A 25,609-nucleotide genomic window follows, 5' to 3' on the forward strand; every position below is an offset into this window, starting at 1 on the left:
ATTGTTAAGGTTTTTTGTAATTTTTTCAAGTTGTTTTGAATTTTTAGCAAATTTTTTTTCATAAAAAGGCAAAATAAATTTGTACAAACTAAAATTTATTTTAAATTTGCACTCGCTTAGCAGCAATGCTGGTCTATGGTGTAATGGTAACACAACTGTTTTTGGTGCAGTCTTTCAAGGTTCGAGTCCTTGTAGACCAACAAGTATTTATGAAAAACCCCGTAAACATTACGTTTACGGGGTTTTCTTTTTTGGGGCGTAGTAAATCACGTAGTAATTTTTTATTTACTACTAATAAATATTTAGTTGAAACTTTAATATTTGTGAAGTATTTTTGTAAAAAGCAGATATTTTAACGGTTTTGGGGAGTTCGAATCGATAATTAAAATTTTTGTGGTTGCCTTGAGCATAAAGAACTCTAAAAAAACACCTGTTTTTTCAATGAATAAGGAAATTCTTAATTCAAGAGATGTGATGGCAATGTTATCGATTTGCGAAAACACGCTACTTGAAATGGAAAGAGATAGAAGAGTTGTTATTGATTTTCGGATTGGTAACAGAAAACGTTATTACTTAAAAAACGTTTTGGCTTCACTAAATCGGCTTCAAATAAAAAGATAATGAGAGTAATGTAATCTTTTATCTGTCTGGCAAACTATAACCATAATACATTGTTGGTTGTGTTCGTGCCTATACCCATTTTTTTTTTTTGACTATTGGAATCTGATTGATTTTAATAGTAACAATAAATTTTACGGCCAGAGGACTTTTTCCTAAAGCCGTGATATTTATTATAAAATAAGTAATCTATCAAGGACTCAAGTACAGTTCCTAAGAGATTAGTAGTATAAACAATTTAAGAATATGAATGAAAAAGAGTATCTATCTGTAAAAGATATTAGTGAATTAACCTTGCAGTCGGCAAGAAATGTTAGAAGAATAATTAAGGCTTTAAATGGTACAGTAAGTATTACGCAATTGCATATGTGTGCGGCAACAGGGCACTGGAGAGTACATAACTTGTTGTTAAGTAGTTTTAAGCCTCAAAGAATAAGAAGGGATAATTACTATGCTCTAAGTGTAGACCCATGTAGTAACTATTCGGAGAGCGATATAGATGAGATTATGATGTTTGTATATAAGCAAATGAATAGTAGCAAGCTTGAAATCAACTATGTTGTTGAGCAAAAAAAAGCAAATAATCGAAATCATTTACATTGTTATGTAAAGTGTAGTAATAAAAAGAAGCTTCTCCAATTTATTAAATTGGGGTTTGCACAGGCAAGCTATCACCAAAGCCCAATATTTGATTTGGAAATTTGGATACATTATATAACGAAGGACGGAAGTCAAATTAAAACATTAAAAAATTAGAAAAAATGGAGAAATTAAAAAATTTGGATTATAATCCAATACTAAAACAGTTACTTGTAAATTACGTGCTAAGAATGTACGAAGACCTAGCAATAACCGATGACTGGCATTTATACGAAGAATACTTGATGCTGATAAAAGAAAATAGGCTACATGAAATCTTTGAAAACGAATGTCTAACGAATAAATTAAATGATGAAAATTATAACTGTGGTGACGATAGATGATAGAATTAAGGTTGTTCGGTTGCAATTATCAGTTGAAACAGACCCAGAGCGAAAAAAAGAGATGCAAAAGAAATTACAGAAATTGCTGTTGCAGAAAGAAATCGAAACAATAAGAAGGAAAATAGAACAATTAGGATGACCGCCTTCCGTCCTGGTAAAACATATATTAGTAATTCTAGTTACCACCCTCAGATATGTGATTTTATTGTGATAGATAATAAGGGTATGGATATGCGCTTTAGAATATTTTAAATTTTTACAGAATAGTATTGTTCCGTTTTGTACCTAGTCTAGCCCGTTACTACTATTGAATGTTTTTAAAAAAATAGTGTTTTATGTGTCAGAATCGCCATAAGCAATGATGGTGTTCGTAAGTGTTTTATTAAATTTGGAATGGGTCGTGCGTAGCACGATCCATTTTAATTTATACTAGTTAGTAACCTTTGAATTTTTTGTGCTGTCCCAAGACTGCAACCACCAATTTTTGAAGCACGTCTAAGAGATTCTCCGTTTTTAAGCTCTTTTGCAACCGCTTTATATTTTGTTAGGAAATCTGCATCGCTTATTTTTGAACCGTATAGACGACCTGTATAAGAACCTTTGGCCTTAGCTAATTCGATTCCTTGACGTTGGCGTTCTAGCATATTAGAGCGTTCCATTTCGGCTACGTTACCAAGAACACTTATAATCATTTTAAAGCTCGGATTTGGCTTGTTATCGATTAATGAAAACATCCCGATGTTTTCTACAAATAGTTTGATTGATTTTAGATTGAAAAATTCGACCATTGTTAATATGTCGATTATAGAACGGCCCAAGCGGTCGATTGATGAAATGTGAATTTCAGATACCACGCCAGTTTCGATGTCGGCCAAAAGTTTCGATGCTTCTTTTCTATCGATGAACTTAATCGACCCAGAAACTTTATCTATGTAAATTTTTGAAAATTCTTTAGCGTTTACTTCTTGACGACCTGTATTTTGTTCCTCGCTCGATACTCTGATATATTTTACTTTTGACATGGCTTATATTTTTTATCCTTGAACAAATATAGTGTATATATTTAGGATGGCAAAATTATACACCTAAAAACCAGGTATTTAGCTAAAAATAATGTGTCGTTTCGAAGCATGCTCTAAAAATATACGTATTTGAGAATCAAAGAATTAAATTGACACGAAAACTATATCAATTTAAATGTGATTTAGATTTATTTTGATACACTTTACGTTTTGATACGTTATGTTTTTATTTATTAATGAAAGCATGATTTAAAAACAATATCAATTCCAATTCCAATGAATTGCATAAAATGAGTTTTGTTTTTATTAATAGTGGTTTAAATTGGTAATTTTAAATTTATATTTACATTTACAAAATCATTAATGACTTTAAAATGCGATACAAAGAATTAGAAATAAATAGATTTAGGGGGATTAAGAAGATTGAATTTTCGGATTTTCGAAATATTAATCTAATTGTTGGTAGGAATAATTCATCTAAGACTAGTATATTAGAATCTTTATTTGTTTTAACAGGGAGTTTGAGTCCAGAAATTATTTTAAGAATTAACTTGTTCAGAAATTTAAAATTTATTGAGCAAGAGGATTTACGGTTAGTGTTTAATGCGTTAAAATATGATGAAGATATACATATAAAAGCAATTGGTTTTAATGAAGAGAAAAGAGAATTAACTATTTCTCCTGGTTCTAAGGATGTGAAAACACAGACTTTGTCAAAAGATGTTAATAATAGAAGTCTAAATGACCTAGACTATAATTCGTTCTCCTCGGTAACAAATATAAACGAGTTGACTTTTAGAACAACTGTCAAAGAGAGGCACTCTCCAGAAAAGAAAGCTGTTGCAAAGATTTATTTTCAAAATGGCGAATTTCTCACTGAGAATGGCATATTGAAGAGTAAAATTAATGACAGAGCGGTTTATGTTACTCAATATTTAGATTTGAGTTCTAATCTTGAAAAAGAGTTGGAAAATTTAATTATAACTAAACAGCATATGAGTATTGTTGATGCTTTGAAGAGTGTTGATGTAAATATTGTAAACATTTCTTTAGGGCATAATCGAATGATATATGCTGATATAGGTTTAGATAGGTTGATACCAATAAATTTATTGGGAGATGGGGTTCGAAGGCTTTTAGCTATAATTTTAGCTATTCATAATTCAAAAGATGGAATTGTTTTAATTGACGAAATTGATAATGGCTTGCATTATTCAACTTTAAAGTCATTATGGAAAAGTGTTCTTTATATCTCAAAGCAATGTAATGTTCAGGTTTTTGTTACAACGCATAATTATGAAACAATAAAATACTTAAGTGAATGTCTTGTGGAAGCGGAGTATGAAATTTATAAAGATACTGTCAAAACCTATACTGTTAGGAAGCTTCAAAATGGAGAGCATAAATCTTATGGGTATGATTTTGAACAATTCAGTAATGCGATTAATGAAGATATTGAATTAAGATAGATTATGCTAAGAGTATTTGCGGAGGGTTTAGATGATGTTTTTATTAGAAAATATCTTGAAAAATTAGGTTATGTTTCCAATGTAGATTTTACTACGGATAATAGTGGAGGGTGGACTAAAACACCATTGGTGGCTCCTAAAATTCGAGAGTATTTAGATGGTGGAGATAGAGTTGTTTTAGTTTTTGATGCTGATGGTGATTATAATGGAGGTGGATTTGAAATTAGAAAATCAGAATTGGAGGCTATATTGAAGAAATCAGAATTGGCAATTGACTTTTTTTTGTTTCCAAATAATAAAGATGATGGAGATTTTGAAACTCTATTGTCTCAAATTGCAAATGTTGACAGATTAAAGATTTTCGATTGTTTTGACAAGTATGAATCTTGCGTAAAGGCATTGGAAACGGATACTACGAAATTTAGAGTTCCTTTGAGAAAATCGAGGGTTTATGCATACTTTGAATCTTTTGATGAATCAAATAATTCGAAGAAAAAAGAGAGTAATGATAAAACTTTTTTTTATGATAATCCTAAATATTGGGATTTGGATTCAGTTCATTTGGAAAGTTTAAGGCTTTTTTTAAAAGAAAAGTTAGATTGAAGTAGGTAATAATTTTTAATTACGTTGATCCTGCGGAGCAGGAACAACATAATTAAAAATTGGCTTTAATATCACAACCTAAATGATGTTTGGTTTTAATAAGATTGTTTTAAAAGAGTATTAAAAACTTAATATTTGAAAAGTGGTGATTTTTTTGAGCTCAGTTGATTTAGGAATTTAACTGCTTTGTCATCAAGTGTTGATTTGTCATAACCATCCAGAACTGATGCGTTTTTTATTTTTGGATGTGTGATAGGTTCAATTGTATCGTTTTGTACGCCTAGCTGTTTAATATTTGTTATGAAGGTTCTACGGCAGTCGTGAGGTGTAAATAAGGTATGTTGTTCCTTGTTCTCAATTTTGATTTCATTTACCAAATAATATTTTGTTTTTGTTTTTATCTTATCTTTAAATTCGAGGTGTTTTAAAAATTTCTTTATTACTTTTCTAATGTTTGGTTCAGATGTGAATTTTGGAAATTTATTACCGTTAGCTTCTAATAGGTTTTTAACGGGTTTTAATATTGGTATTGTTACAATTAGTTCTTGTGTGTTTTCGGGTGATTTCCTTATCTTAGTTGTAAAGCAATTATACTTTTTAGATTTATGAATTATGGTTTCAGGGTTTACCTCGTGTAGGTATATCATATCTCCAATTCTTAAACCTGTGAATGATGAAAGGATAATGTAGTTTCTAGCGTGTTCAAATTCTTTTGAGTGACTAGTGTCGGTGTTAATAATTGTGTTTAACTGTTCTTCACTTAAGTAGGTTTCATAAGAAGCTGGGCTAGATGGGATTTTTAAGTTTTTTTTGGAATAAGCTATTTGTATGTCAATTCCATCTTCCTTGGCACAGTTGAAAATTGCACGTAGTGACCTAAATTCTTTATTGACGGTCGTTTGAGTGTAGTACTCGCCATTATCAGTTTTTTGATAGTCGTTAATGGTTTTAAAGTAGTCCCAATATATTTCCTCGGTTATTTCGCCAAAAGTCAATTTGATGTTTTTATCTGACTCGTATCTTTTAATACGGTTTACTATTGCTTGGTATTGTTTTGCTGTCGTGTCACCCCAATATTCACTTGAAGTATTTGTTAGGTTCGTTCTTCGTGAAATCAATTTTTCGGTATAATCAGCTATATTGGTGTTTTGGTTGTCTTTTTTTCTTCTATTAAGTTTTTCAAAAACTAATTGTTTTAACTCCTCGTTAGTCGGGTCTTTGTCAAATGTATTTCTGAAAAATGAAAGTTGCTCGTAAGATATTCTTTCAATTTTATCCAATACGTTATTTAGGTCTTTGCCGTATTTTTTAACATAAGTTTGATTTGCTCTATAAGTCGGTTTATCAATCCAATATTCCTTATTGATACTCCATTCAGTTGAAATTCTAAAAGGTTGGTATCTTGGAGTGTTTGAATTTGGGGTATTTTTTTTTATGCCGTATGATAGATTAAAGAGAATTAATTGTTTTCCAGACTTTGTTTTTCGAGCTTCTAAATTGAAATTATGGGTAGGTTGTTTCACAGTTATAATTTTATCACGTAGTAAATCACGTAGTAAAACTATGCTATTTAATGATGTTTTCCAAAACTTTTTGAGGTGTTGATTTTTTATAGTGTCTAAAAAGTTTCGATTTTATTGGGGTTACAGGGCTTTTTGAGGTTTGATGAGGTGTTAGGGGGGTAGTCCTTGTAGACCAACGTAAAACCCCTCATTCTTGAGGGGTTTTTTTATGCAATGAATTGAATAGATTGTTTTTGGAGTTTGATTTTCGTCTGGATTGATTAAATCTTGAAAGTTATCACTGGTTTGACAGTGTGGTTTACCAAGTCTTCACTGATGCTTCCATTAAAAAAATGAGCAAATCCAGTTCTTCCATGTGTGCAAAGGCCTATCAGATCGGCATCAATGCTATTGGTAAAATTAATGATTCCGTTTTCTATATTAACGTCATTGTAAATGTGTGTAGAGTAATTTTCGATTTCAAATGAGGCAATAAAATTTTTCATTATTTCCTCAGACATTTTGGTGGTTTTAAAACTATTGGGTGTGCAAATCATGACTAAGTATAAATTTGCATTAAATATTTTGGCGAATTCTATCATTTTTTTGAAAGGTTTTTTAGTCTCTTTTGAAAAATCAGAAGCAAATACAAAGTTGTTGAATTTAAAGTCGCGAATATCTTTTTTTATGACCAGTACCGGTATTTCTGAGAGTCGAACCACTTTTTCGGTGTTGGACCCAATGAGTACTTCTTCGATGCCGGAAGTTCCGTGCGAGCCCATCACTATTAAATCAATTTCATTTTTTTTATTAAAAGATAAAATGCCGCTAAAAGCTCTTTCGAATTGTACAGACGCATTTACTGAAATTCCATTCAAGTAGGGCTGTTCCTTGATTTTTTGGAGTGTTTCGTTTGCTTTTTTTATAAATAACATTACTTCAGGAATGCTGCTTCCGCCGGTTATTGCGTCGTTCATTTGGTTAGGTAATTCTAATAAGTGTAACAAAAAGATTTCACAATTATTTTTTTTTGCAATTATGGCAGCTACTTTTAAAGCGTTTTCAGCATATTCAGAAAAATCGGTAGGGACTAAAATCCGTTTCATAACTATAAAGTGTTAAATTATGATAAAAACTGTTATTTTAATGCTTCTATAAAGATAAGAAATTATTTTACAGCAATCGATTATTTTAGTTTATAAAAAAAAACACTATATTTGCACCGTTATTTATTAAAATCTAGATAATGAGGGGACTAAATGTCCCCTCTTTTTATAAAAATATGACATTTAAAGAAAAAGTAAATACGTTGTTGACAGAAGGCTTGTTAGAAAAGCCATCAATCTTTTTGATAGACCTTATCATTACGGATGCTTTCAAGGTTATAGTGACTTTGGACGGAGATAATGGAGTGGCACTTCAAGATTGTATCGATGTGAGTAAATTCATAGATAGTAATTTGGATAGAGAGGAACAGGATTACTCTTTAGAAGTAGCTTCAGTAGGAGTTGGGTCTCCATTGAAATTAATAAGACAATACAAGAAAAATATAGGTCGAACATTGATTGTGAAGACTTCGGCTGAAATTATTGAGGCAGAATTAGTTGATGCTAATGATGATTTTGTAATTTTGTCTTGGAAAGCAAGAGAGCCTAAAAAAATAGGAAAAGGGAAAGAAACAGTTCAAAAAGAGCTTAAATTGCCTTACGTAGATATAAAAGAAGCAATTGTTACAGTAACATTTTAATTAAAGAATTCGCATGGAAAATTTAGCATTAATCGATTCATTCTCAGAGTTTAAAGACGATAAACTTATTGATCGTGTAACGCTTATGGCAATTTTGGAAGATGTATTTAGAAATGCATTGAAGAAAAAATACGGTTCAGATGATAATTTCGATATCATTATAAATCCTGATAAAGGAGATATGGAGATATGGCAGAGAAGAGTAATCGTTGCTGATGAAGACTTGGATTTTGATCATCTTGAAATTACGTTGACTGAAGCTAGAAAAATTGAGCCTGATTTCGAAATTGGTGAAGAAGTTTCCGAAGAAGTGAAATTAATTGATTTAGGTAGAAGAGCAATTTTAGCTTTGCGTCAGAATTTAATTTCTAAAATTCATGAACATGACAACACGAATCTTTACAAGCAATTTAAAGATTTAATAGGTGATATCTATACTGCTGAAGTACACCATGTGCGTCCAAGAGTCGTAATTTTGGTTGATGATGAAGGGAATGAGATTATTTTACCAAAAGAAAAACAAATACCTTCTGACTTTTTCCGTAAGGGAGATAATGTTAGAGGAATAATAGAAAGCGTTGAATTAAAAGGAAATAAACCTCAAATTATTATGTCTAGAACTTCTGAGAAGTTTTTGGAAAAATTATTTGAACAAGAAATTCCGGAAGTATTTGACGGTTTAATCATGGTTAAGAAAGTAGTAAGAATTCCTGGTGAAAAAGCAAAAGTAGCTGTAGATTCTTATGATGACAGAATTGATCCAGTAGGAGCTTGTGTGGGTATGAAAGGATCTCGTATTCACGGAATTGTTCGTGAATTAGGAAACGAAAATATAGATGTTATCAATTATACAAGTAACATTCAGTTGTATATCACGAGAGCATTAAGTCCAGCAAAAGTATCTTCTATTAAGATAAATGAAGAAACAAAAAGAGCAGAAGTTTTCTTGAAGCTTGAAGAAGTTTCAAAAGCAATTGGCCGTGGTGGGCACAACATTAAATTAGCGGGTTTATTGACTGGTTATGAGCTAGACGTTATTCGTGAAGGTGATATTGCAGGTGCTACAGCTGATGAGGATGATGTTGAATTGACTGAGTTTTCAGATGAAATTGAAGACTGGGTTATTGAAGAATTTGCAAAAATTGGTTTGGATACAGCAAAAAGTATCTTAAAACAAGAAGTAGAAGATTTAGTAAGAAGAACAGACCTGGAAGAGGAAACGATTCTAGATGTAATGAGAATATTGAAAGAAGAATTTGACAGTTAGTCAATGTGTCTTCAACGATAAACATGCCACTTTACAATTAATTCTTGCTCGGTAGGTATCGAGTTGGGAGTAAAGTGAGGAATAACAAAAAAGGTAATAATAAAAAGGTTTTATGTCTGAAGAGAGAATTATTAGAATAAACAAAGTTTTAAGGGAATTGAATATTTCTTTAGAAAGAGCTGTGGATTATCTAAAAGATAAGGGGATTGCTATTGAAGCAAATCCAAACGCAAAAATTTCTGATGATGTATACAATGTCTTGTGCGGTCAGTTTGCAGGTGACAAAGGGAATAAGGAGGCTTCTAAAGAAGTAGGGGAAGAGAAAAGAAAAGAAAAAGAAGCTTTGCGTTTAGAACGAGAGAAAGAAATCGAAGACAAACGTAAAATTGAGGAAGAGCGAGTAAAACAACAAGAGGTTATAAAAGCGAGAGCAATTATATCTGGTCCGGTTCAAGTGGGTAAGATTGATCTTAATCCAAAAAAACCATCAATCGTTGCGCCTGTAAAAGCTGTTGAAAAAGCAGAAGCTCCAGTAGCTAATGCACCTGAAGTAAAAGCTGTCTCAAAAGAAGTTTCACCTGAGAAACCGTCAACTGAAAAGCCGTCAACTGAGAAACCTGTTTCAGACAAAAAAGAGGTAAAACCTATTGTTGGGATAAAAGAGGTTAAAACAGAAACTCCTAAAGAAGTTCCTGCTGAACCAAAAGTGGTTGCAAAAACTGAGACAGTTAAAGTTGATGAAGCTCCTGTTGATGAAACCATCACTACACAATATCAAAAACTATCGGGAACTACATTAACGGGTCAGATAATTGATTTATCTCAATTCAACAAACCGAAAAAGAAAAAAGAAGAACCGAAAATCACTCCGAATAAACCGGGTGCTCCAGGTTCGGCTGCAGCCAATGCAAATAAAAACAAGCGTAAAAGGATTGCTCCTAAACCGGGTGCTCCTAGACCGCCTGCAACACCGGGAGTTCCTGGTGCGCCAAATCCTAACAAGATTACACCTAATACTGGTGGTGGTGGATTCAATGCAAACAGAAGTGCAAGACCTGGTTTTGTAAAAGGAAACAGACCTGCCATTGTTGCAAAAGTGGAGCCTACTGAGGAAGAGGTTAAAAATCAAATTAGAGAGACTTTAGAGAAACTGCAAGGTAAAGGTGGTAAATCTAAAGCGGCAAAATATAGAAGAGATAAAAGAGATACGCACCGTCAGAAATCTGATGATGAGCAAAGAGCTATTGACGAAGGCAGTAAAACGATAAAAGTTACTGAATTTGTTACTGTAGGTGAAATTGCCATCATGATGGATGTGCCAATTACTAAAGTGATTGGAACGTGTATGTCGCTTGGAATCATGGTTACCATGAACCAACGTCTTGACGCAGAAACGTTGACTATCGTTGCTGATGAATTTGGTTATGAAGTTGAATTTATCACTGTAGATATCGAAGAAGCAATTCAGGTTGTTGAAGACAGAGAAGAAGATTTAGTTTTCAGAGCGCCAATTGTAACGGTAATGGGTCACGTCGATCACGGTAAGACATCGTTACTGGATTACATTCGTAAAGAAAACGTTATTGCAGGGGAGTCTGGAGGAATTACACAGCATATTGGTGCCTACGGAGTAACGTTGGATAACGGACAAAAAATTGCATTCTTAGATACACCGGGTCACGAAGCGTTTACTGCGATGCGTGCGCGTGGTGCTCAAGTTACAGATATTGCTATTATTGTAATTGCAGCTGATGATGACATCATGCCGCAAACTAAAGAAGCAATTAGCCATGCTCAGGCAGCTGGAGTTCCTATCATATTTGCTATCAATAAAATTGATAAGCCAAATGCTAATCCTGAAAAAGTAAAAGAAAGATTAGCAGGTATGAATTTACTTGTTGAAGACTGGGGTGGAAAAATTCAATCACATGATATTTCTGCGAAAGTAGGAACAGGTGTGAAAGAATTATTAGAAAAAGTATTGTTAGAAGCAGAACTTTTAGATTTGAAAGCAAATCCAAATAAAGCGGCTTCTGGAACTGTTGTTGAGGCTTTCCTTGATAAAGGAAAAGGATATGTTTCTACTATATTAGTTCAAAACGGAACGTTGAAAATTGGAGATTATATGTTGGCTGGTAAGCATCATGGTAAAATTAAAGCCATGCATGATGAAAGAGGGAATATCGTTACTGTAGCGGGTCCTTCGACTCCGGTTTCGGTTTTAGGTCTTGATGGAGCAGCAACTGCGGGTGATAAGTTCAATATTTTTGAAGACGAAAAAGAGGCAAAACAAATTGCTTCAAAACGTTCTCAATTGATGCGTGAGCAATCCGTACGTACACAACGTCATATTACATTAGATGAAATTGGACGTAGAATTGCATTGGGTCAATTTAAAGAATTGAACATTATCCTTAAAGGAGATGTGGATGGTTCTGTTGAAGCATTGTCTGATTCGTTCTCTAAATTATCTACTGAAGAAATTCAAATTAATATTATCCATAAAGGTGTTGGAGCAATTACTGAAACTGACGTAATGTTGGCTTCTGCTTCAGATGCGATTATCATCGGATTTAATGTTCGTCCTGCTGGAAATGCAAGACAATTAGCTGACAAAGAGGAAATCGATATCCGTTACTACTCTATTATTTACGCTGCTATCGATGACTTGAAAGATGCAATGGAAGGAATGTTAGCTCCAGAGATGAAAGAAGAAATTCTGGGTACAGCTGAAATTAGAGAGATATTCAAAATCTCGAAAGTGGGTTCAATTGCAGGATGTATGGTTATGGATGGTAAAATTGTCCGAAGCGCTAAAATGAGAATTATTAGAGAAGGTGTAGTTGTCTTTACAGGAGAGCTTTTAGCACTGAAACGTTTCAAAGACGATGTGAAAGAAGTAGCCAAAGGTTACGATTGTGGTATTCAAGTAAAAGGATACAACGACATCGAAGAAAGAGATGTTATTGAATCGTACCATGAAGTTGCTGTTAAAAAGAAATTGAAATAAAATTTCAATATATTAAAATTAAAATCCCGATTCATTCGGGATTTTTTTATTTTTATAGCAAACTAAAATTTTTATTTATGAATAAATTACTTGCGTTATTTTTTGTTGTAGTTAGCACGGTTGCCTTTTCTCAAAATAAAACGGAATTCCACAAAGTATCTTTAAAAGATAAAAAAGATAATGCTGTTGGCTTTAATTTTTATGTTGAGAATGTTTATGATGGAAGGCAGTTTAAAGAAAATATTGGAACCGTTCAAAAAGGAGGTTTTAATAGAAAAGTATTAGCTAATTTTGAAAAACCTTTGGCAGAAGAGTTTTTGGATTACCTCGCTATTATTTGTCCAAAAGAAGAAAATAAGTCTAAAATTTCTATCCGAATTAATGATCTGTATGTTTCTGAACTTACTCGAGCAATGTCCGAAACAGGATACGCAACTTTAGCAATTGATGTAATAGAGTCTAAAGAAGATGTCGATTATATTGTAGGTTCGTATACGGCTTCAACAGAAAGTAACGGTATGGATGTTACCGGTAAACACGATGAACGATTGAAGAAAGTTTTACAGGATTGTTTGACTAATTATATGAAAACAAGTGATGCTGATAAATCAGCTCTCGTTTTTGATGCTAATCAGAGTATTAAAAGTAAAACGATTACAGATGTCCCGCTTAAAGGTATTTATTTGACTTATGTAGATGTTTTAAATGGTAAACCGATTGATGATACTAATTTTGAAATCACGAACAAAAAGGAAAAGTTTTATTTGCAAAATAAAGCTACTAATTCAGAGGAACTGAATTATTATGGATTCAGTGATGGAGAAAATTTTTATATCAATGTTTCAAAATATGCTAGCTCAAAACATTATGCCAAGACGGAAATAATTAATGGTAAATATTACATTGAAAATGTAATTTATAATTCTAATAATGCTATTGCAATGGGCGCGATGTTTGGACTGATTGGAGTTGCAATTGCTTCTGCAGCCAGTGATTCGTCTACTCCAATGCTTATTGATTGTTATACGGGGCAACCATCCTTTTTGTCGAATAGTGAAATGAAAGTGATGCTGTCGCCATATCCAGAATTGTTGAAAGAGTTTAAGGATAGTAATAAAAGTAGTTTGGAAAGAAAAGAAATCCTTAAAAAATATTACCATGCAACTTTGGTACAATAAAAAAAGACACCTAATTAGGTGTCTTTTTTTATTTATTAGGCTTTATTAAATGTACATTGCTGTAGCTTTTTTTAATTTCGATGAGATTTCGTTCTGCTTCAATTCGTGTTTTGAAATTCCCAACCCAAACTTTGTAATTTGGCGTAAAGAAAATAATAGTTCCATCAATGTCTCTGAATTCTTGCTTAAAATCATTTAACGTTTTTTTTGCTTTTTCGCTGTCTCCACTGAAAATTTGAATTTTATAATAGTCATTTACAGTGTTTGAAACATTTGTTTTTCTCTTTTCATTTAATAATTGTTCAAATTTAGAGTCTTGATTTACCCTGATGTTTCCGTCTTGGGCATATGCATTACTATAGGAAATAAATAAGGTAAGAGAGATAAAAAATGCTTTTCTAAGGGCTAAAATTCTCATAATGTGATTGTTTTTGTGCAAAAGTAATATTTAATGACTGATAGCAAATACTAAATGTTATTTAGAATTAATATAAATTGAAATTAAGACTATTTTAAGGTTTTGAGAATAGTTCTTAAGTCGTATTTTTGTCCAAGTTTTTAAATAAAGGATCAGTTTCTATAATTCAATTAGAAAAAACTGTGCCAATTTTTAGTAGATAATCATTATACTATATGAAAAAGGTGGGTAACCATAATTCGATCTCAAGGAAATTATTTTTTAGCATAGCTTTGATGCTATCTATTTCCTTTACTTCATTTGCTCAAGAAGCTACTCCTGCGGCTGATGCTGCAGCTCCGGATGCTTCAGCTACTTCTCAAAGTGCGGACCCGGTAAAGGGTAAAGAGCTTTTTAATGCTAACTGTGCTGCATGTCACAAACTTGATGCTAAAGCAACAGGTCCGGCTCTTAGAGGTGTGGCTGCTAAATATGATGCTGCATGGCTTCATAAGTGGGTTCATAATAGTTCAGACTTAATTAAATCTGGCGATGCTCAAGCTGTAAAAGTGTTTGAAGAAAACAATAAGGCTGTAATGTCTGCTTTTCCTCAATTATCAGATGCTGATATTGATAACATCATTGCTTATACTTCAGAGCCTAAAGCTGAAGCTGCTGCTCCAGCTCCTGGAGTTGAAGTTCCTGGTAAGCCAGCTGCAGATAGCGGTATTTCAAACAATATTATATTAGGTGCTTTGGCGCTTGTTATGGTTATTCTGGTTGTGATGTTGTTTTTGGTAAACAGAGTTTTATCTAAAGTAGCAAAAGCAAATGGTATTGAAGTAGCTCCGAAAACTCCAACAACTCCTATATGGAAAGCTTTTGCTAAAAATCAGTTTTTGATTTTAGTTACGGCAATATTTTTGCTTTTGGCGAGTGCTTATTTTGTTTACGGATTTTTAATGCAAGTTGGTGTTGATCAGGATTACGCTCCAATTCAACCAATTCATTATTCGCATAAAATACATGCTGGTGATAATGAAATCAATTGTAAGTATTGTCACTCTGCAGCCAGAGTTAGTAAAAATGCAGGAATTCCTTCTTTGAATGTTTGTATGAACTGTCATAAGAATATTGCTGAAGTTGCTGAAACTACTGCTACTCCTGAGTACAGCAAAGCATTTTATGATGAGCAAATCCAAAAATTATATACTGCGGTTGGTTGGGATAAAACAACTCAAAGTTATACTGGAAAAACGCAGCCTGTAAAATGGGTTCGTATTCATAATTTACCTGACTTCGTTTATTTTAATCACTCTCAGCACGTAACTGTTGCCGGAATTGAATGTCAAACGTGTCACGGTCCGGTTCAAGAGTATGAAATTCAAAAACAATTTGCTCCATTAACAATGGGTTGGTGTATTGATTGCCACAGAAAAACTGATGTTAAAATGGAAGGCAATGAATATTATACTAAAATTCATGAAGAACTTTCTAAGAAATACGGTGTAGACAAATTGACTGCGGCGCAAATGGGAGGTTTAGAATGTGGTAAATGCCACTATTAATCAAATTATTAAGATTTTAATATTTATATATGTCATCAAACAAAAAATACTGGAAAAGTGTTGAAGAACTAGACAAAAATAGTTCTATTGTTGAGGCGCTTAGAAATAACGAATTTGTTGAAGAAATTCCTACTGACGAGTTTTTAGGAAATAATGACGCTTTGTCATCTTCATCAACATCACGTCGTGATTTTTTAAAGTACGTTGGTTTTAGTACTGCAGCGGCTACGCTTGCAGCTTGCGAAGGTCCTGTGAACAAGTCAATACCTTATGTACTTCAGCCGGAACAAATCATTCCTGGAGTAGCTGATTATTATGCAACTTCTGTTTTTGATGGATTTGATTTTGCTAATCTTTTGGTAAAAACTCGTGAAGGGCGTCCTATTAAAATAGATAATAATACTATTGCAGGAGCTAAGTTTAGTGCTAATGCAAGAGTTCATGCGTCTATTCTGTCTTTATATGATAGTATGCGTTTGAAAGAGCCAAAAATTGAAGGTAAAAATTCAACTTGGTCTGCTGTTGATTCTAAAATTAAATCAAGTATAGCTGATGCTGCTGCAAAAGGTGGTCAAGTAGTGCTTTTAACAAACACATTGGCTAGTCCGTCAACAGAAAAGTTGATTGCTGAGTTTATCGGTAAAAATCCAAATGCTAAACATGTTGTTTATGATGCTGTATCTGAATCTGAAGCATTAGATGCTTTCGAAACGGTATATGGAGAAAGAGCTTTGGTTGATTATGATTTTTCTAAAGCTTCGCTAATAGTTTCTGTAGGAGCTGATTTCCTTGGAGATTGGCAAGGTGGAGGATTTGATTCAGGTTATGCTAAAGGTAGAATTCCTAAAGCAGGAAAGATGTCTCGTCATTTCCAATTAGAAGCAAACATGACTTTGTCTGGTGCTGCTGCTGATAAGCGTTTACCAATGTCTACTGCTAATCAAAAACTAGCATTAGTTCATATATATAATATTGTAACGGGTTCTGCTGTTGCTGTAAGTTTAGAAGATAAATTTAAAGCAGAAGTTACAAAAGCAGCTCAACAATTGAAAGCTGCTGGTTCAAAAGGAGTGTTGGTATCTGGTATTCAAGATAAAAATGCTCAATTGTTAGTTTTAGCTATCAACCAAGTGTTGGCAAGTGAAGCTTTCAGTACTTCTGGAGTAAGACAAATCAGAAAAGGATCTGATGCAAAAGTTGCTCAATTAATCAGTGATATGAAAGCGGGAAGCGTTCATACTTTGGTAATGAGTGGTGTTAATCCGGTTTATACTTTAGCAGATAGTGCTTCTTTTGTAGAAGGACTTAAAAAAGTAAAAACATCAGTTGCGTTTTCTTTAAAAGAAGATGAAACTGCTTTAGTAAGTACTATTGCAGCGGCTGTTCCTCATTATTTAGAGTCATGGAATGATGTAAGTATCACCAAAGGAACTTACGGAATTACTCAGCCTGCTATTCGTCCTCTTTTTGTTACAAAACAATTTCAAGATGTATTGTTGTCTTTAAATGGATTGACAGGTACATTCTACGATTATATTAAAGCTAATGCGTCAACTATAATAACTGGTTCTACTTGGAACAAAGTGTTACATGATGGTGTTTATGTTGGAGTTGTTCCAACTGCATCTGCTGGTTCTGCTGATTATAGCGCAGCTGCAAATGCTTTAGCAAAATCAAAAGCTTCTCAAGGACTAGAGCTTGTTTTGTATACTAAAACAGGTATGGGAGATGGACAGCAAGCTAATAACCCTTGGCTGCAAGAGTTTCCGGATCCAATTACAAGAGTTTCTTGGGATAATTATGTTACTGTTTCGAATGCTGATGCTAAGAAATATGAACTTTCTAATGAAATCGTTGCAAATGGTGGTTTAAACGGAAGTTATGCTACTATTACTACTGCTGATGGAGTTAAATTAGAAAATGTTCCAGTAATCGTTCAACCAGGACAAGCTGTTGGAACTATCGGTTTAGCATTAGGTTACGGTCGTAAAGCGGCTTTGAAAGAAGAAATGATGGTGGGTTTAAATGCCTACTCTTTATATAAAGGTTTTAATAATGTACAGTCTGTAACATTGGCGAAAGCTGGAGGAGAACATGAGTTTGCTTGTGTTCAAGGCCAGAAAACATTAATGGGAAGAGGAGATATCATTAAAGAAACTTCTTTAGAAATTTTCAATACAAAAGATGCTCACGTTTGGAATGAACAACCAATGGTTTCATTGGATCATAAAGAAGTTGAAGCAACTAAAGTAGATTTATGGGATTCATTTGATCGTTCAACGGGTCACCATTTTAATCTTTCTATTGACTTGAATGCTTGTACCGGTTGTGGTGCTTGTGTGATTGCTTGTCATGCTGAAAACAACGTTCCTGTTGTTGGAAAATCAGAAGTTAGAAGAAGTCGTGATATGCATTGGTTGCGTATTGATAGATATTATTCTTCTGAAAGTACTTTTGAAGGCGATAACGAAAGAAAAGAAAATATTGCAGGTTTATCAAGTTCATTGTCTACATTTAATGAAATGGAAAAAGCGGGTGATAACCCACAAGTTTCTTTTCAACCTGTAATGTGTCAACATTGTAATCATGCACCTTGTGAAACGGTTTGTCCAGTTGCTGCAACTTCACACTCACGTCAAGGTCAAAACCATATGGCTTATAACAGATGTGTTGGAACGCGTTATTGCGCTAACAACTGTCCGTATAAAGTGCGTCGTTTTAACTGGTTCTTGTACAACAAAAACAGTGAATTCGATTATCATATGAATGACGATTTAGGACGTATGGTATTGAATCCAGATGTTAATGTTCGTTCTCGTGGAGTTATGGAGAAATGTTCGATGTGTATTCAAATGACACAAGCAACAATTTTGAAAGCAAAAAGAGAAGGAAGAGCAATCGTTGATGGTGAATTCCAAACTGCATGTTCAAATGCTTGTTCTACTGGAGCAATGATTTTTGGTGATGTAAATGATAAAGAAGCGGAAGTGACTAAGTTAGCTGCTGACGAAAGAATGTATCATTTATTGGAGCATGTTGGAACAAAACCAAATGTGATTTACCACGTTAAAGTTAGAAATACCTAGTACAAAAAATAATTAATTAAGAATCAATATAAAGGATTATGTCGTCTCACTACGAAGCAACCATTAGAAAACCCTTAGTTATAGGTGATAAATCTTATCACGATGTAACTGTAGATGTAGCTGCGCCTGTTGAAGGTAAAGCAAACAAACATTGGTGGATTGTATTTTCAATCGCATTAATAGCCTTCCTTTGGGGACTTGGCTGTATAATTTACACCGTATCTACAGGTATTGGAACATGGGGATTAAATAAAACTGTAGGATGGGCTTGGGATATCACGAACTTTGTTTGGTGGGTTGGTATTGGTCACGCAGGAACACTTATTTCGGCGGTATTATTACTTTTCCGTCAACGTTGGAGAATGGCGATTAACCGTTCTGCAGAAGCAATGACAATTTTCTCAGTTATTCAAGCAGGTTTATTTCCAATCATTCACATGGGGCGTCCATGGTTAGCGTATTGGGTTTTACCAATTCCGAATCAATTTGGTTCTCTTTGGGTAAACTTTAACTCGCCATTACTTTGGGACGTATTTGCAATTTCAACGTATCTTTCGGTTTCATTAGTATTCTGGTGGACTGGTTTATTACCTGATTTTGCCATGTTACGTGATAGAGCTATTACTCCTTTTAATAAAAGAGTGTATTCTATATTAAGTTTTGGATGGAGCGGTAGAGCAAAAGACTGGCAACGTTTTGAAGAAGTATCTTTGGTACTTGCAGGTTTAGCTACTCCACTTGTACTTTCAGTGCATACTATTGTATCTATGGACTTTGCTACATCCGTTATTCCTGGATGGCATACTACAATTTTCCCTCCGTACTTTGTTGCTGGAGCGGTTTTTTCTGGATTTGCAATGGTAAATACTTTGCTTATCATTATGAGAAAAGTATCTAATTTAGAAGCTTATATTACGATTCAACACATTGAGTTGATGAATATCGTTATCATGATTACAGGTTCTATTGTTGGGGTTGCCTATATAACGGAACTATTTGTTGCATGGTATTCTGGTGTAGAATATGAGCAATATGCTTTCTTGAATAGAGCTACCGGACCTTACTGGTGGGCATATTGGTCAATGATGACTTGTAATGTTTTTTCTCCACAATTTATGTGGTTCAAAAAATTAAGAACAAGTATCATGTTCTCGTTTATAATTTCGATAGTTGTAAATATTGGAATGTGGTTTGAGAGATTTGTAATTATCGTAACTTCGTTACACAGAGATTATTTACCATCTTCTTGGACAATGTTTTCACCTACATTTGTTGATATTGGAATTTTCATTGGAACAATAGGTTTCTTCTTTGTATTGTTCTTATTGTATTCAAGAACATTCCCTGTAATTGCACAAGCAGAGGTAAAAACAATTTTGAAAGGAACTGGAGATAATTACAAAAGAGAAAGAGAAGCAAATAAAGATTCACACCATGAGTAATAAAGTAATATACGCCATTTATAATGACGATGATATATTGATGGATGCGGTTAAAAAAACCAGAGCAGCTCATCATCATATTGAAGAAGTTTTTACTCCATTCCCGGTTCACGGTTTGGATAAAGCTATGGGAATTGCACCTACAAGATTAGCTATTTGTGCTTTTCTTTATGGATGTGTTGGAATCTCGGTAGCAACAGCTATGATGAATTATATCATGATTCAAGATTGGCCACAAGATATTGGTGGAAAACCAAGTTTTAGTTATATTGAAAACATGCCGGCTTTTGTTCCAATCATGTTTGAACTTACTGTATTTTTTGCTGCTCACTTAATGGTTATTACTTTTTATATGAGAAGTAAATTATGGCCTTTCAAAGAAGCAGAAAATCCGGATGTAAGAACTACAGATGACCATTTTTTAATGGAAGTTGCTGTAAATGACAATGAAGAAGAATTAGTTTCTTTTTTCCAAAGCACGGGAGCTGTAGAAGTTAAAGTAATAGAAAAGCATTAATTATAGATATGAAAAGCGTATATAAAATAACACTTTTATTTGGCATAACTATTTTAGTTTCATCTTGCCATAATAATGCGAAACCGAACTATCAGTATTTTCCAAATATGTATGAATCAGTAGGGTATGAAACTTATTCTGAATCAAATGCATTTAAAGACGGTAAAGAAGGTCAACTTCCAGCTGCAGGAACTATTAACAGAGGGTTTGAGCCTTTTGAATATGAAAATTCTACTGCAGGATATGAGTTAGCAAAAGCAAATCTTAAATCTCCGTTGGATTCTTTAAGCAGAGACTCTGATAAAGGAAAAGAGCTTTTTGAAATATATTGTATCAGTTGCCATGGTGCTTCTGGTAACGGAAAAGGAAAGCTTGTAGAAAGAGAAAAATTTCTGGGTGTTCCTAGTTATAAAGATAGAGTTATCACTGAAGGAAGTATTTTTCATGTTATAACTTATGGTTTAAATTCAATGGGTTCGCATGCTAACCAATTGAGTGCCCATGAACGTTGGTTAGTTACTGACTATGTTCTAAAACTAAAAAGCGAATTATAATTGTTGAACAAACTGATCGTAATAGATATGTATACATTTTCAAGTAAATTAAAAACTTTTTCTTTCATCTTAATGGCTGTAGGTCTTTTAGGAATTGGATATGGTTTTTTAACTGCACCTAAAGATATTCAAGAAGTTGAAAAGCTTCTTGCGGCCGAAAGTCATGGTGGTCATGGTGAAGCTAAACATGAAGGGGCTGCTGCTGCTGAACCTTCCCATGAAGCTGCTGCTACCCATAGTGAAGCTACCGAAGAGAAAAAAATCGAGGAATCTCACGAAGCTGTTGCTCCAACAGGTGATACAACTAAAGTTGCTGAAGAAGCACATGCTGAACCAGTTCACGCTGAAGCAGCTATTAAAAAAGAAGGTCACGATGTTAGTGAAGAAGCAGAACATACTGAGCATTTGAATCATGTGTTACACCAACTACAAAACAAACCTTGGTCTGCTTTATATGTTGCTTGTATTTTCTTTATGCTTGTTTCTCTTGGGGTTTTAGTTTTTTATGCAATTCAACAAGTAGCTCAGGCTGGATGGTCTCCAGTATTATTTAGAGTTATGCAGGGTGTAACATCTTATTTACCAGTTGGTTCTGTTATTTTTTTTGTTATTCTAATATTATGTGGATTACACTTTAATCACATTTTTATATGGTTAGATCCTGAAGTTGTTGCTCATGATAAACTAATCGCTAATAAAACAGGTTATTTAAACTTTCCTTTTTGGATCGTTAGAGCGGCTATATTTTTGACAGGTTGGAGTTTATACCAATATTTTTCAAGAAAAAACTGTTTGGCTCAAGATGAATCAAATGACAACTCATTTTACAAGAAAAACTTCAACATATCAGCAATGTTTTTAGTTTTCTTTATAGTATCAGAATCTATAATGTCTTGGGATTGGATAATGTCTATTGCCCCGCATTGGTTCAGTACATTATTTGGATGGTATGTATTTGCTAGTTTCTTTGTTAGTGGAATTACTACAATTGCTTTAGTTACTTTATACCTAAAATCTAGAGGATATTTAGAGCATGTAAATACAAGTCATATACACGATTTAGCAAAATTCATGTTTGGATTAAGTGTATTCTGGACATATTTATGGTTCTCACAATTCATGTTGATATGGTATGCAAATATTCCTGAAGAGGTAACATATTTTATCACTAGAATTGAATTGTATAATCTTCCATTCTTTGGTGCTGTAGTAATGAATTTTTTATTCCCTTTATTAATATTAATTAATACAGATTTCAAGAGAATTACATGGGTACTAGTTATGGCAGGAATTGTAATACTAGCAGGTCATTATATTGATTTCTTTAATATGATTATGCCGGGAACTGTAGGAGACAGATGGTTTATTGGTATACCTGAAATAGCATCCGTTCTTTTCTTCTTAGGATTATTTATTTATGTTGTTTTCACAGCGTTAACTAAAGCTCCTTTGTTAGCAAAAAGAAATCCTTTCATTGAAGAAAGTAAACATTTTCATTATTAATATTTAAAGAAAAAAACAGATGACAAGTTTGTTGGTAATTATAGTTTTAGTTTTATTAGCTGTTGCTTTATGGCAATTGACTAAAATATTCGACCTGACGCAAGTTGGATCTAATTCAGATAGTACAGAAATAGCTACAGATAACGATAATAACGTTCAAGGTTATTTGATGTTTGGTTTCTTGGCTTTCATTTATATTTTTTCAATTTATGGTTTGTTTAAATGGGGACCTCTTGTTCTTCATACGCCAGCTTCTGCACATGGTGGTGAAGTAGATAATTTAATGAATATTACATGGGTTCTTATTTTTATAGTTCAGGCTATTACTCAAGTATTGTTGCATTATTTTGCTTTCAAATACAGAGGGAAAAAAGATCAAAAAGCACTTTATTTTGCTGATAATAATAAGTTAGAGGCTATTTGGAGTGTAATTCCAGCTGTAGTTTTAGCAGGATTGATTCTTTATGGTCTTTTCGCTTGGACAAATATTATGTTTGTTGATGAAGATGAGGATACAATAGTTATTGAATTGTATGCACAACAGTTCAACTGGAAAGCTAGATATTCAGGTAATGATAATGTATTAGGGAAAGCTAATGTTAGATTTATTGAAGGAGCAAATGCTGTAGGTGTTGATTTAGCTGATCCATATGCACAAGATGATATTGTAGTAACTGAATTGCATATTCCTAAAGGTAAAAAAATTCTTTTCAAAATGCGTTCTCAAGATGTTTTGCACTCTGCATACATGCCTCACTTTAGAGCACAAATGAACTGTGTTCCTGGTATGGTTACACAATTTGCTTTTGAGCCAATATACACTACTGCAGAGTATAGAGAATTGCCGTTTATGGTAGAAAAAGTAGCTAATATAAATGCTTTAAGATCTAAGAAAAGTATAGAGTTAGTTGCTAAAGGTGAAACTGCTTTAGATCCTTACACGTTTGATTACTTATTGCTTTGTAATAAAATTTGTGGAGCATCACATTATAACATGCAAATGAAAATTATTGTAGACACACCTGAAGACTATAAAGCATGGTTGAAAGATAAAGCTACAATTGTAAGTGAAGTAAAAGCTGCAATGGCGGAACCTGCTGCTACTGATGGAGCATCTGGTACAGATTCTACAAAAGCAAAAGATACTGCAGCGGTTGCCGTAACCATGAAATAATTAATAAGAAAATTTAAAGTAAACATATATGTCAGCAGAAGGTCACGATCACGAAATAGATCACGAACACGAACATCACCATAAAGACACTTTTATTACTAAATATATTTTTAGTATTGATCATAAAATGATTGCCAAACAATACCTAATTACGGGTATCATTATGGGAATTATTGGAGTAGGAATGTCTATGCTATTTAGAATGCAATTGGCATGGCCAGAAGAATCATTTAAAATTTTCAATATTTTACTTGGTGATAAATTTGCTCCAAACGGAGTAATGACAAATGATATTTATTTGGCATTGGTTACTATACACGGAACTATAATGGTTTTCTTTGTATTAACCGCCGCTTTAAGTGGTACTTTTAGTAACTTATTGATACCGCTTCAGATTGGTGCACGAGATATGGCATCTGGTTTTATGAACATGATATCATACTGGTTGTTCTTCTTGTCAAGTATAATCATGGTTAGTTCTCTTTTTGTTGAAGCAGGACCTGCATCTGCAGGATGGACTATTTATCCACCCTTGAGTGCATTGCCACAAGCTATCCCTGGTTCAGGTTTAGGGATGACATTATGGTTAGTTTCTATGGCTATCTTTATTGCATCTTCTTTGATGGGTTCTTTGAATTACGTAGTGACAGTAATTAATTTAAGAACTAAAGGGATGACTATGACTAGATTGCCACTTACCATTTGGGCTTTCTTTGTAACGGCAATTATCGGTATAGTTTCTTTCCCGGTTCTTTTATCTGCAGCATTATTGTTGATTTTTGATAGAAGTTTTGGAACTTCATTCTTCTTATCGGATATTTATATTGCTGGAGAAGTATTACATTATCAAGGTGGTTCACCAGTATTGTTCGAGCACTTATTTTGGTTCTTAGGACACCCTGAAGTTTATATCGTTTTATTACCTGCTTTGGGTATTACTTCGGAAGTTATTGCAACAAATTCACGTAAACCAATTTTTGGTTACAGAGCGATGATTATGTCAATTTTGGCAATTGCTTTCTTATCAACAATTGTTTGGGGTCACCACATGTTTATCTCAGGTATGAATCCATTTTTAGGATCTGTATTTACCTTTACAACATTATTGATTGCTATTCCTTCAGCTGTAAAAGCGTTTAATTACATCACAACACTTTGGAAAGGTAACTTACAGTTGAATCCGGCTATGTTGTTTTCAATTGGTTTAGTTTCTACATTTATTACAGGTGGTTTGACGGGAATTATTCTTGGAGACAGTACGCTTGATATTAATGTTCATGATACGTACTTTGTTGTAGCTCACTTTCACTTAGTAATGGGTATTTCTGCTCTTTACGGAATGTTTGCTGGTATTTACCATTGGTTTCCAAGAATGTTCGGAAGAATGTTAAACAAGAACCTTGGATATGTACACTTTTGGGTAACTGCAATCTGTGCTTATGGAGTTTTCTTCCCAATGCACTTTATCGGATTAGCTGGTTTACCAAGACGTTACTATACAAACACAAACTTCCCATTATTTGATGATTTACAAAACGTAAACGTTTTAATCACAACATTTGCATTAATTGGAGGAGTTTTTCAATTGGTTTTCTTATACAACTTTTTCGTTAGTATCTTCTACGGTAAAAAATCTGTAATGAATCCTTGGAAATCGAATACATTAGAATGGACAGCACCAGTTGAACACATGCACGGTAACTGGCCAGGTGAAATCCCTCACGTATATCGTTGGCCTTATGACTACAGTAATCCATCACACGATGTGGATTTTGTACCTCAAAACGTTCCAATGAAAGAAGGTGAAGAAGTTTTACATCACTAAAATATAAAGAAAAGCCTCTGCGAAAGTTAGACTGCACCCAAAAGTTTAGACAAATTTATAATTAATTTTGATAATAATGAGCTCGATATTGTATCGGGCTCATTTTGTTTAAATTAGACTTGATTCTATCGTTATTGTAATAAA

20 protein-coding genes and 1 tRNA gene are annotated in these 25,609 nt (G+C 33.5%); 17 read left to right on the top strand and 4 right to left on the bottom strand.

Annotation, left to right across the window (positions count from 1 at the left end; all coding sequences use genetic code 11):
- The first annotated feature begins 129 nt into the window (after positions 1–129).
- From QLS31_RS08165 to QLS31_RS08175, 3 genes are all read left to right on the top strand, one after another.
- Positions 130–200 (top strand) — tRNA-Gln (locus QLS31_RS08165).
- A gap of 664 nt (positions 201–864) precedes the next feature.
- The gene (locus tag QLS31_RS08170; RefSeq protein WP_282743446.1) at positions 865–1,374 is read left to right on the top strand and encodes a hypothetical protein; all 510 of its coding nucleotides are present in this window, start codon (positions 865–867) and stop codon (positions 1,372–1,374) included.
- Positions 1,375–1,566: 192 nt separating this feature from the next.
- Positions 1,567–1,740 carry a hypothetical protein gene (locus tag QLS31_RS08175; RefSeq protein WP_282743447.1) on the top strand — a complete coding sequence of 58 codons (174 nt, stop codon included), beginning with the start codon at positions 1,567–1,569 and terminating at the stop codon, positions 1,738–1,740.
- Between the two features lie 280 nt (positions 1,741–2,020).
- Here the strand turns inward: QLS31_RS08175 and QLS31_RS08180 are convergent, their stop codons facing one another.
- Positions 2,021–2,623 carry a recombinase family protein gene (locus QLS31_RS08180; protein ID WP_282743448.1) on the bottom strand — a complete coding sequence of 201 codons (603 nt, stop codon included), beginning with the start codon at positions 2,621–2,623 and terminating at the stop codon, positions 2,021–2,023.
- A gap of 374 nt (positions 2,624–2,997) precedes the next feature.
- Here QLS31_RS08180 and QLS31_RS08185 point away from each other — a divergent pair, with 374 nt between their 5' ends.
- Positions 2,998–4,092: an ATP-binding protein gene (locus QLS31_RS08185; RefSeq protein ID WP_282743449.1), complete on the top strand. Its 1,095-nt coding sequence runs from the start codon at positions 2,998–3,000 to the stop codon at positions 4,090–4,092.
- A 3-nt stretch (positions 4,093–4,095) separates the two neighbouring features.
- Entirely contained in the window at positions 4,096–4,695 is a 600-nt protein-coding gene (locus QLS31_RS08190) for a DUF3226 domain-containing protein (protein ID WP_282743450.1), read from the top strand.
- A 128-nt stretch (positions 4,696–4,823) separates the two neighbouring features.
- Here the strand turns inward: QLS31_RS08190 and QLS31_RS08195 are convergent, their stop codons facing one another.
- Both QLS31_RS08195 and QLS31_RS08200 read right to left on the bottom strand, forming a co-directional pair.
- The gene (locus tag QLS31_RS08195; protein WP_282743452.1) at positions 4,824–6,218 is read right to left on the bottom strand and encodes a phage integrase SAM-like domain-containing protein; all 1,395 of its coding nucleotides are present in this window, start codon (positions 6,216–6,218) and stop codon (positions 4,824–4,826) included.
- Positions 6,219–6,478: 260 nt separating this feature from the next.
- Positions 6,479–7,303 carry a universal stress protein gene (locus QLS31_RS08200; protein WP_282743454.1) on the bottom strand — a complete coding sequence of 275 codons (825 nt, stop codon included), beginning with the start codon at positions 7,301–7,303 and terminating at the stop codon, positions 6,479–6,481.
- A gap of 176 nt (positions 7,304–7,479) precedes the next feature.
- Here QLS31_RS08200 and rimP point away from each other — a divergent pair, with 176 nt between their 5' ends.
- From rimP to QLS31_RS08220, 4 genes are all read left to right on the top strand, one after another.
- Positions 7,480–7,944: a ribosome assembly cofactor RimP gene (rimP, locus tag QLS31_RS08205; RefSeq protein WP_099714280.1), complete on the top strand. Its 465-nt coding sequence runs from the start codon at positions 7,480–7,482 to the stop codon at positions 7,942–7,944.
- A 13-nt stretch (positions 7,945–7,957) separates the two neighbouring features.
- On the top strand, positions 7,958–9,211 hold the full coding sequence (nusA, locus tag QLS31_RS08210) for a transcription termination factor NusA (protein WP_099714281.1): 1,254 nt from the start codon (positions 7,958–7,960) through the stop codon (positions 9,209–9,211).
- Positions 9,212–9,323: 112 nt separating this feature from the next.
- Positions 9,324–12,221, top strand: a complete 2,898-nt coding sequence (gene infB, locus QLS31_RS08215) for a translation initiation factor IF-2 (RefSeq protein WP_121342887.1) — start codon at positions 9,324–9,326, stop codon at positions 12,219–12,221.
- Between the two features lie 77 nt (positions 12,222–12,298).
- Positions 12,299–13,399 (top strand): DUF6563 family protein, encoded by a 1,101-nt coding sequence (locus QLS31_RS08220; protein WP_282743456.1) that lies wholly within the window; start codon positions 12,299–12,301, stop codon positions 13,397–13,399.
- 28 nt (positions 13,400–13,427) lie between these two features.
- Here the strand turns inward: QLS31_RS08220 and QLS31_RS08225 are convergent, their stop codons facing one another.
- Positions 13,428–13,817: an SPOR domain-containing protein gene (locus QLS31_RS08225; RefSeq protein WP_099714285.1), complete on the bottom strand. Its 390-nt coding sequence runs from the start codon at positions 13,815–13,817 to the stop codon at positions 13,428–13,430.
- Between the two features lie 215 nt (positions 13,818–14,032).
- On the opposite strand from QLS31_RS08225, the gene QLS31_RS08230 reads away from it, so the two are divergent.
- The 8 genes from QLS31_RS08230 to QLS31_RS08265 are packed head-to-tail and all read left to right on the top strand — an operon-like array spanning position 14,033 to position 25,465.
- Positions 14,033–15,364, top strand: a complete 1,332-nt coding sequence (locus QLS31_RS08230) for a c-type cytochrome (protein ID WP_282743457.1) — start codon at positions 14,033–14,035, stop codon at positions 15,362–15,364.
- A gap of 29 nt (positions 15,365–15,393) precedes the next feature.
- The gene (locus QLS31_RS08235) at positions 15,394–18,450 is read left to right on the top strand and encodes a TAT-variant-translocated molybdopterin oxidoreductase (protein ID WP_282743458.1); all 3,057 of its coding nucleotides are present in this window, start codon (positions 15,394–15,396) and stop codon (positions 18,448–18,450) included.
- Between the two features lie 38 nt (positions 18,451–18,488).
- Positions 18,489–19,892 (top strand): NrfD/PsrC family molybdoenzyme membrane anchor subunit, encoded by a 1,404-nt coding sequence (nrfD, locus tag QLS31_RS08240; protein ID WP_099714288.1) that lies wholly within the window; start codon positions 18,489–18,491, stop codon positions 19,890–19,892.
- On the top strand, positions 19,885–20,409 hold the full coding sequence (locus tag QLS31_RS08245; RefSeq protein ID WP_099714289.1) for a DUF3341 domain-containing protein: 525 nt from the start codon (positions 19,885–19,887) through the stop codon (positions 20,407–20,409). Before nrfD ends, QLS31_RS08245 begins: the two co-directional genes overlap by 8 nt.
- Before the next feature lie 8 nt (positions 20,410–20,417).
- The gene (locus QLS31_RS08250) at positions 20,418–20,963 is read left to right on the top strand and encodes a cytochrome c (protein WP_282710861.1); all 546 of its coding nucleotides are present in this window, start codon (positions 20,418–20,420) and stop codon (positions 20,961–20,963) included.
- Positions 20,964–20,990: 27 nt separating this feature from the next.
- Positions 20,991–22,466 (top strand): quinol:cytochrome C oxidoreductase, encoded by a 1,476-nt coding sequence (locus QLS31_RS08255; RefSeq protein ID WP_282743459.1) that lies wholly within the window; start codon positions 20,991–20,993, stop codon positions 22,464–22,466.
- A 19-nt stretch (positions 22,467–22,485) separates the two neighbouring features.
- Positions 22,486–23,640: a cytochrome c oxidase subunit II gene (locus QLS31_RS08260; protein ID WP_282743460.1), complete on the top strand. Its 1,155-nt coding sequence runs from the start codon at positions 22,486–22,488 to the stop codon at positions 23,638–23,640.
- A 28-nt stretch (positions 23,641–23,668) separates the two neighbouring features.
- The gene (locus QLS31_RS08265) at positions 23,669–25,465 is read left to right on the top strand and encodes a cbb3-type cytochrome c oxidase subunit I (protein WP_282743461.1); all 1,797 of its coding nucleotides are present in this window, start codon (positions 23,669–23,671) and stop codon (positions 25,463–25,465) included.
- Positions 25,466–25,609 lie beyond the last annotated feature (144 nt).

The sequence above is a fragment of the Flavobacterium sp. XS2P24 genome (assembly GCF_030010285.1).
Taxonomy (GTDB): domain Bacteria; phylum Bacteroidota; class Bacteroidia; order Flavobacteriales; family Flavobacteriaceae; genus Flavobacterium; species Flavobacterium algoritolerans.

Bases quoted from the DNA above. Each gene is read 5' to 3' on its own strand.
- QLS31_RS08175 (WP_282743447.1), top strand. From the start codon at position 1,567: ATGATGAAAATTATAACTGTGGTGACGATAGATGATAGAATTAAGGTT.
- QLS31_RS08190 (WP_282743450.1), top strand. From the start codon at position 4,096: ATGCTAAGAGTATTTGCGGAGGGTTTAGATGATGTTTTTATTAGAAAA.
- QLS31_RS08245 (WP_099714289.1), top strand. From the start codon at position 19,885: ATGAGTAATAAAGTAATATACGCCATTTATAATGACGATGATATATTG.
- QLS31_RS08250 (WP_282710861.1), top strand. From the start codon at position 20,418: ATGAAAAGCGTATATAAAATAACACTTTTATTTGGCATAACTATTTTA.
- QLS31_RS08220 (WP_282743456.1), top strand. From the start codon at position 12,299: ATGAATAAATTACTTGCGTTATTTTTTGTTGTAGTTAGCACGGTTGCC.
- nusA (WP_099714281.1), top strand. From the start codon at position 7,958: ATGGAAAATTTAGCATTAATCGATTCATTCTCAGAGTTTAAAGACGAT.
- QLS31_RS08265 (WP_282743461.1), top strand. From the start codon at position 23,669: ATGTCAGCAGAAGGTCACGATCACGAAATAGATCACGAACACGAACAT.
- QLS31_RS08225 (WP_099714285.1), bottom strand. From the start codon at position 13,817: ATGAGAATTTTAGCCCTTAGAAAAGCATTTTTTATCTCTCTTACCTTA.
- QLS31_RS08230 (WP_282743457.1), top strand. From the start codon at position 14,033: ATGAAAAAGGTGGGTAACCATAATTCGATCTCAAGGAAATTATTTTTT.
- QLS31_RS08235 (WP_282743458.1), top strand. From the start codon at position 15,394: ATGTCATCAAACAAAAAATACTGGAAAAGTGTTGAAGAACTAGACAAA.
- QLS31_RS08185 (WP_282743449.1), top strand. From the start codon at position 2,998: ATGCGATACAAAGAATTAGAAATAAATAGATTTAGGGGGATTAAGAAG.
- QLS31_RS08260 (WP_282743460.1), top strand. From the start codon at position 22,486: ATGACAAGTTTGTTGGTAATTATAGTTTTAGTTTTATTAGCTGTTGCT.
- nrfD (WP_099714288.1), top strand. From the start codon at position 18,489: ATGTCGTCTCACTACGAAGCAACCATTAGAAAACCCTTAGTTATAGGT.
- QLS31_RS08200 (WP_282743454.1), bottom strand. From the start codon at position 7,303: ATGAAACGGATTTTAGTCCCTACCGATTTTTCTGAATATGCTGAAAAC.
- QLS31_RS08170 (WP_282743446.1), top strand. From the start codon at position 865: ATGAATGAAAAAGAGTATCTATCTGTAAAAGATATTAGTGAATTAACC.
- rimP (WP_099714280.1), top strand. From the start codon at position 7,480: ATGACATTTAAAGAAAAAGTAAATACGTTGTTGACAGAAGGCTTGTTA.
- QLS31_RS08255 (WP_282743459.1), top strand. From the start codon at position 20,991: ATGTATACATTTTCAAGTAAATTAAAAACTTTTTCTTTCATCTTAATG.
- infB (WP_121342887.1), top strand. From the start codon at position 9,324: ATGTCTGAAGAGAGAATTATTAGAATAAACAAAGTTTTAAGGGAATTG.
- QLS31_RS08180 (WP_282743448.1), bottom strand. From the start codon at position 2,623: ATGTCAAAAGTAAAATATATCAGAGTATCGAGCGAGGAACAAAATACA.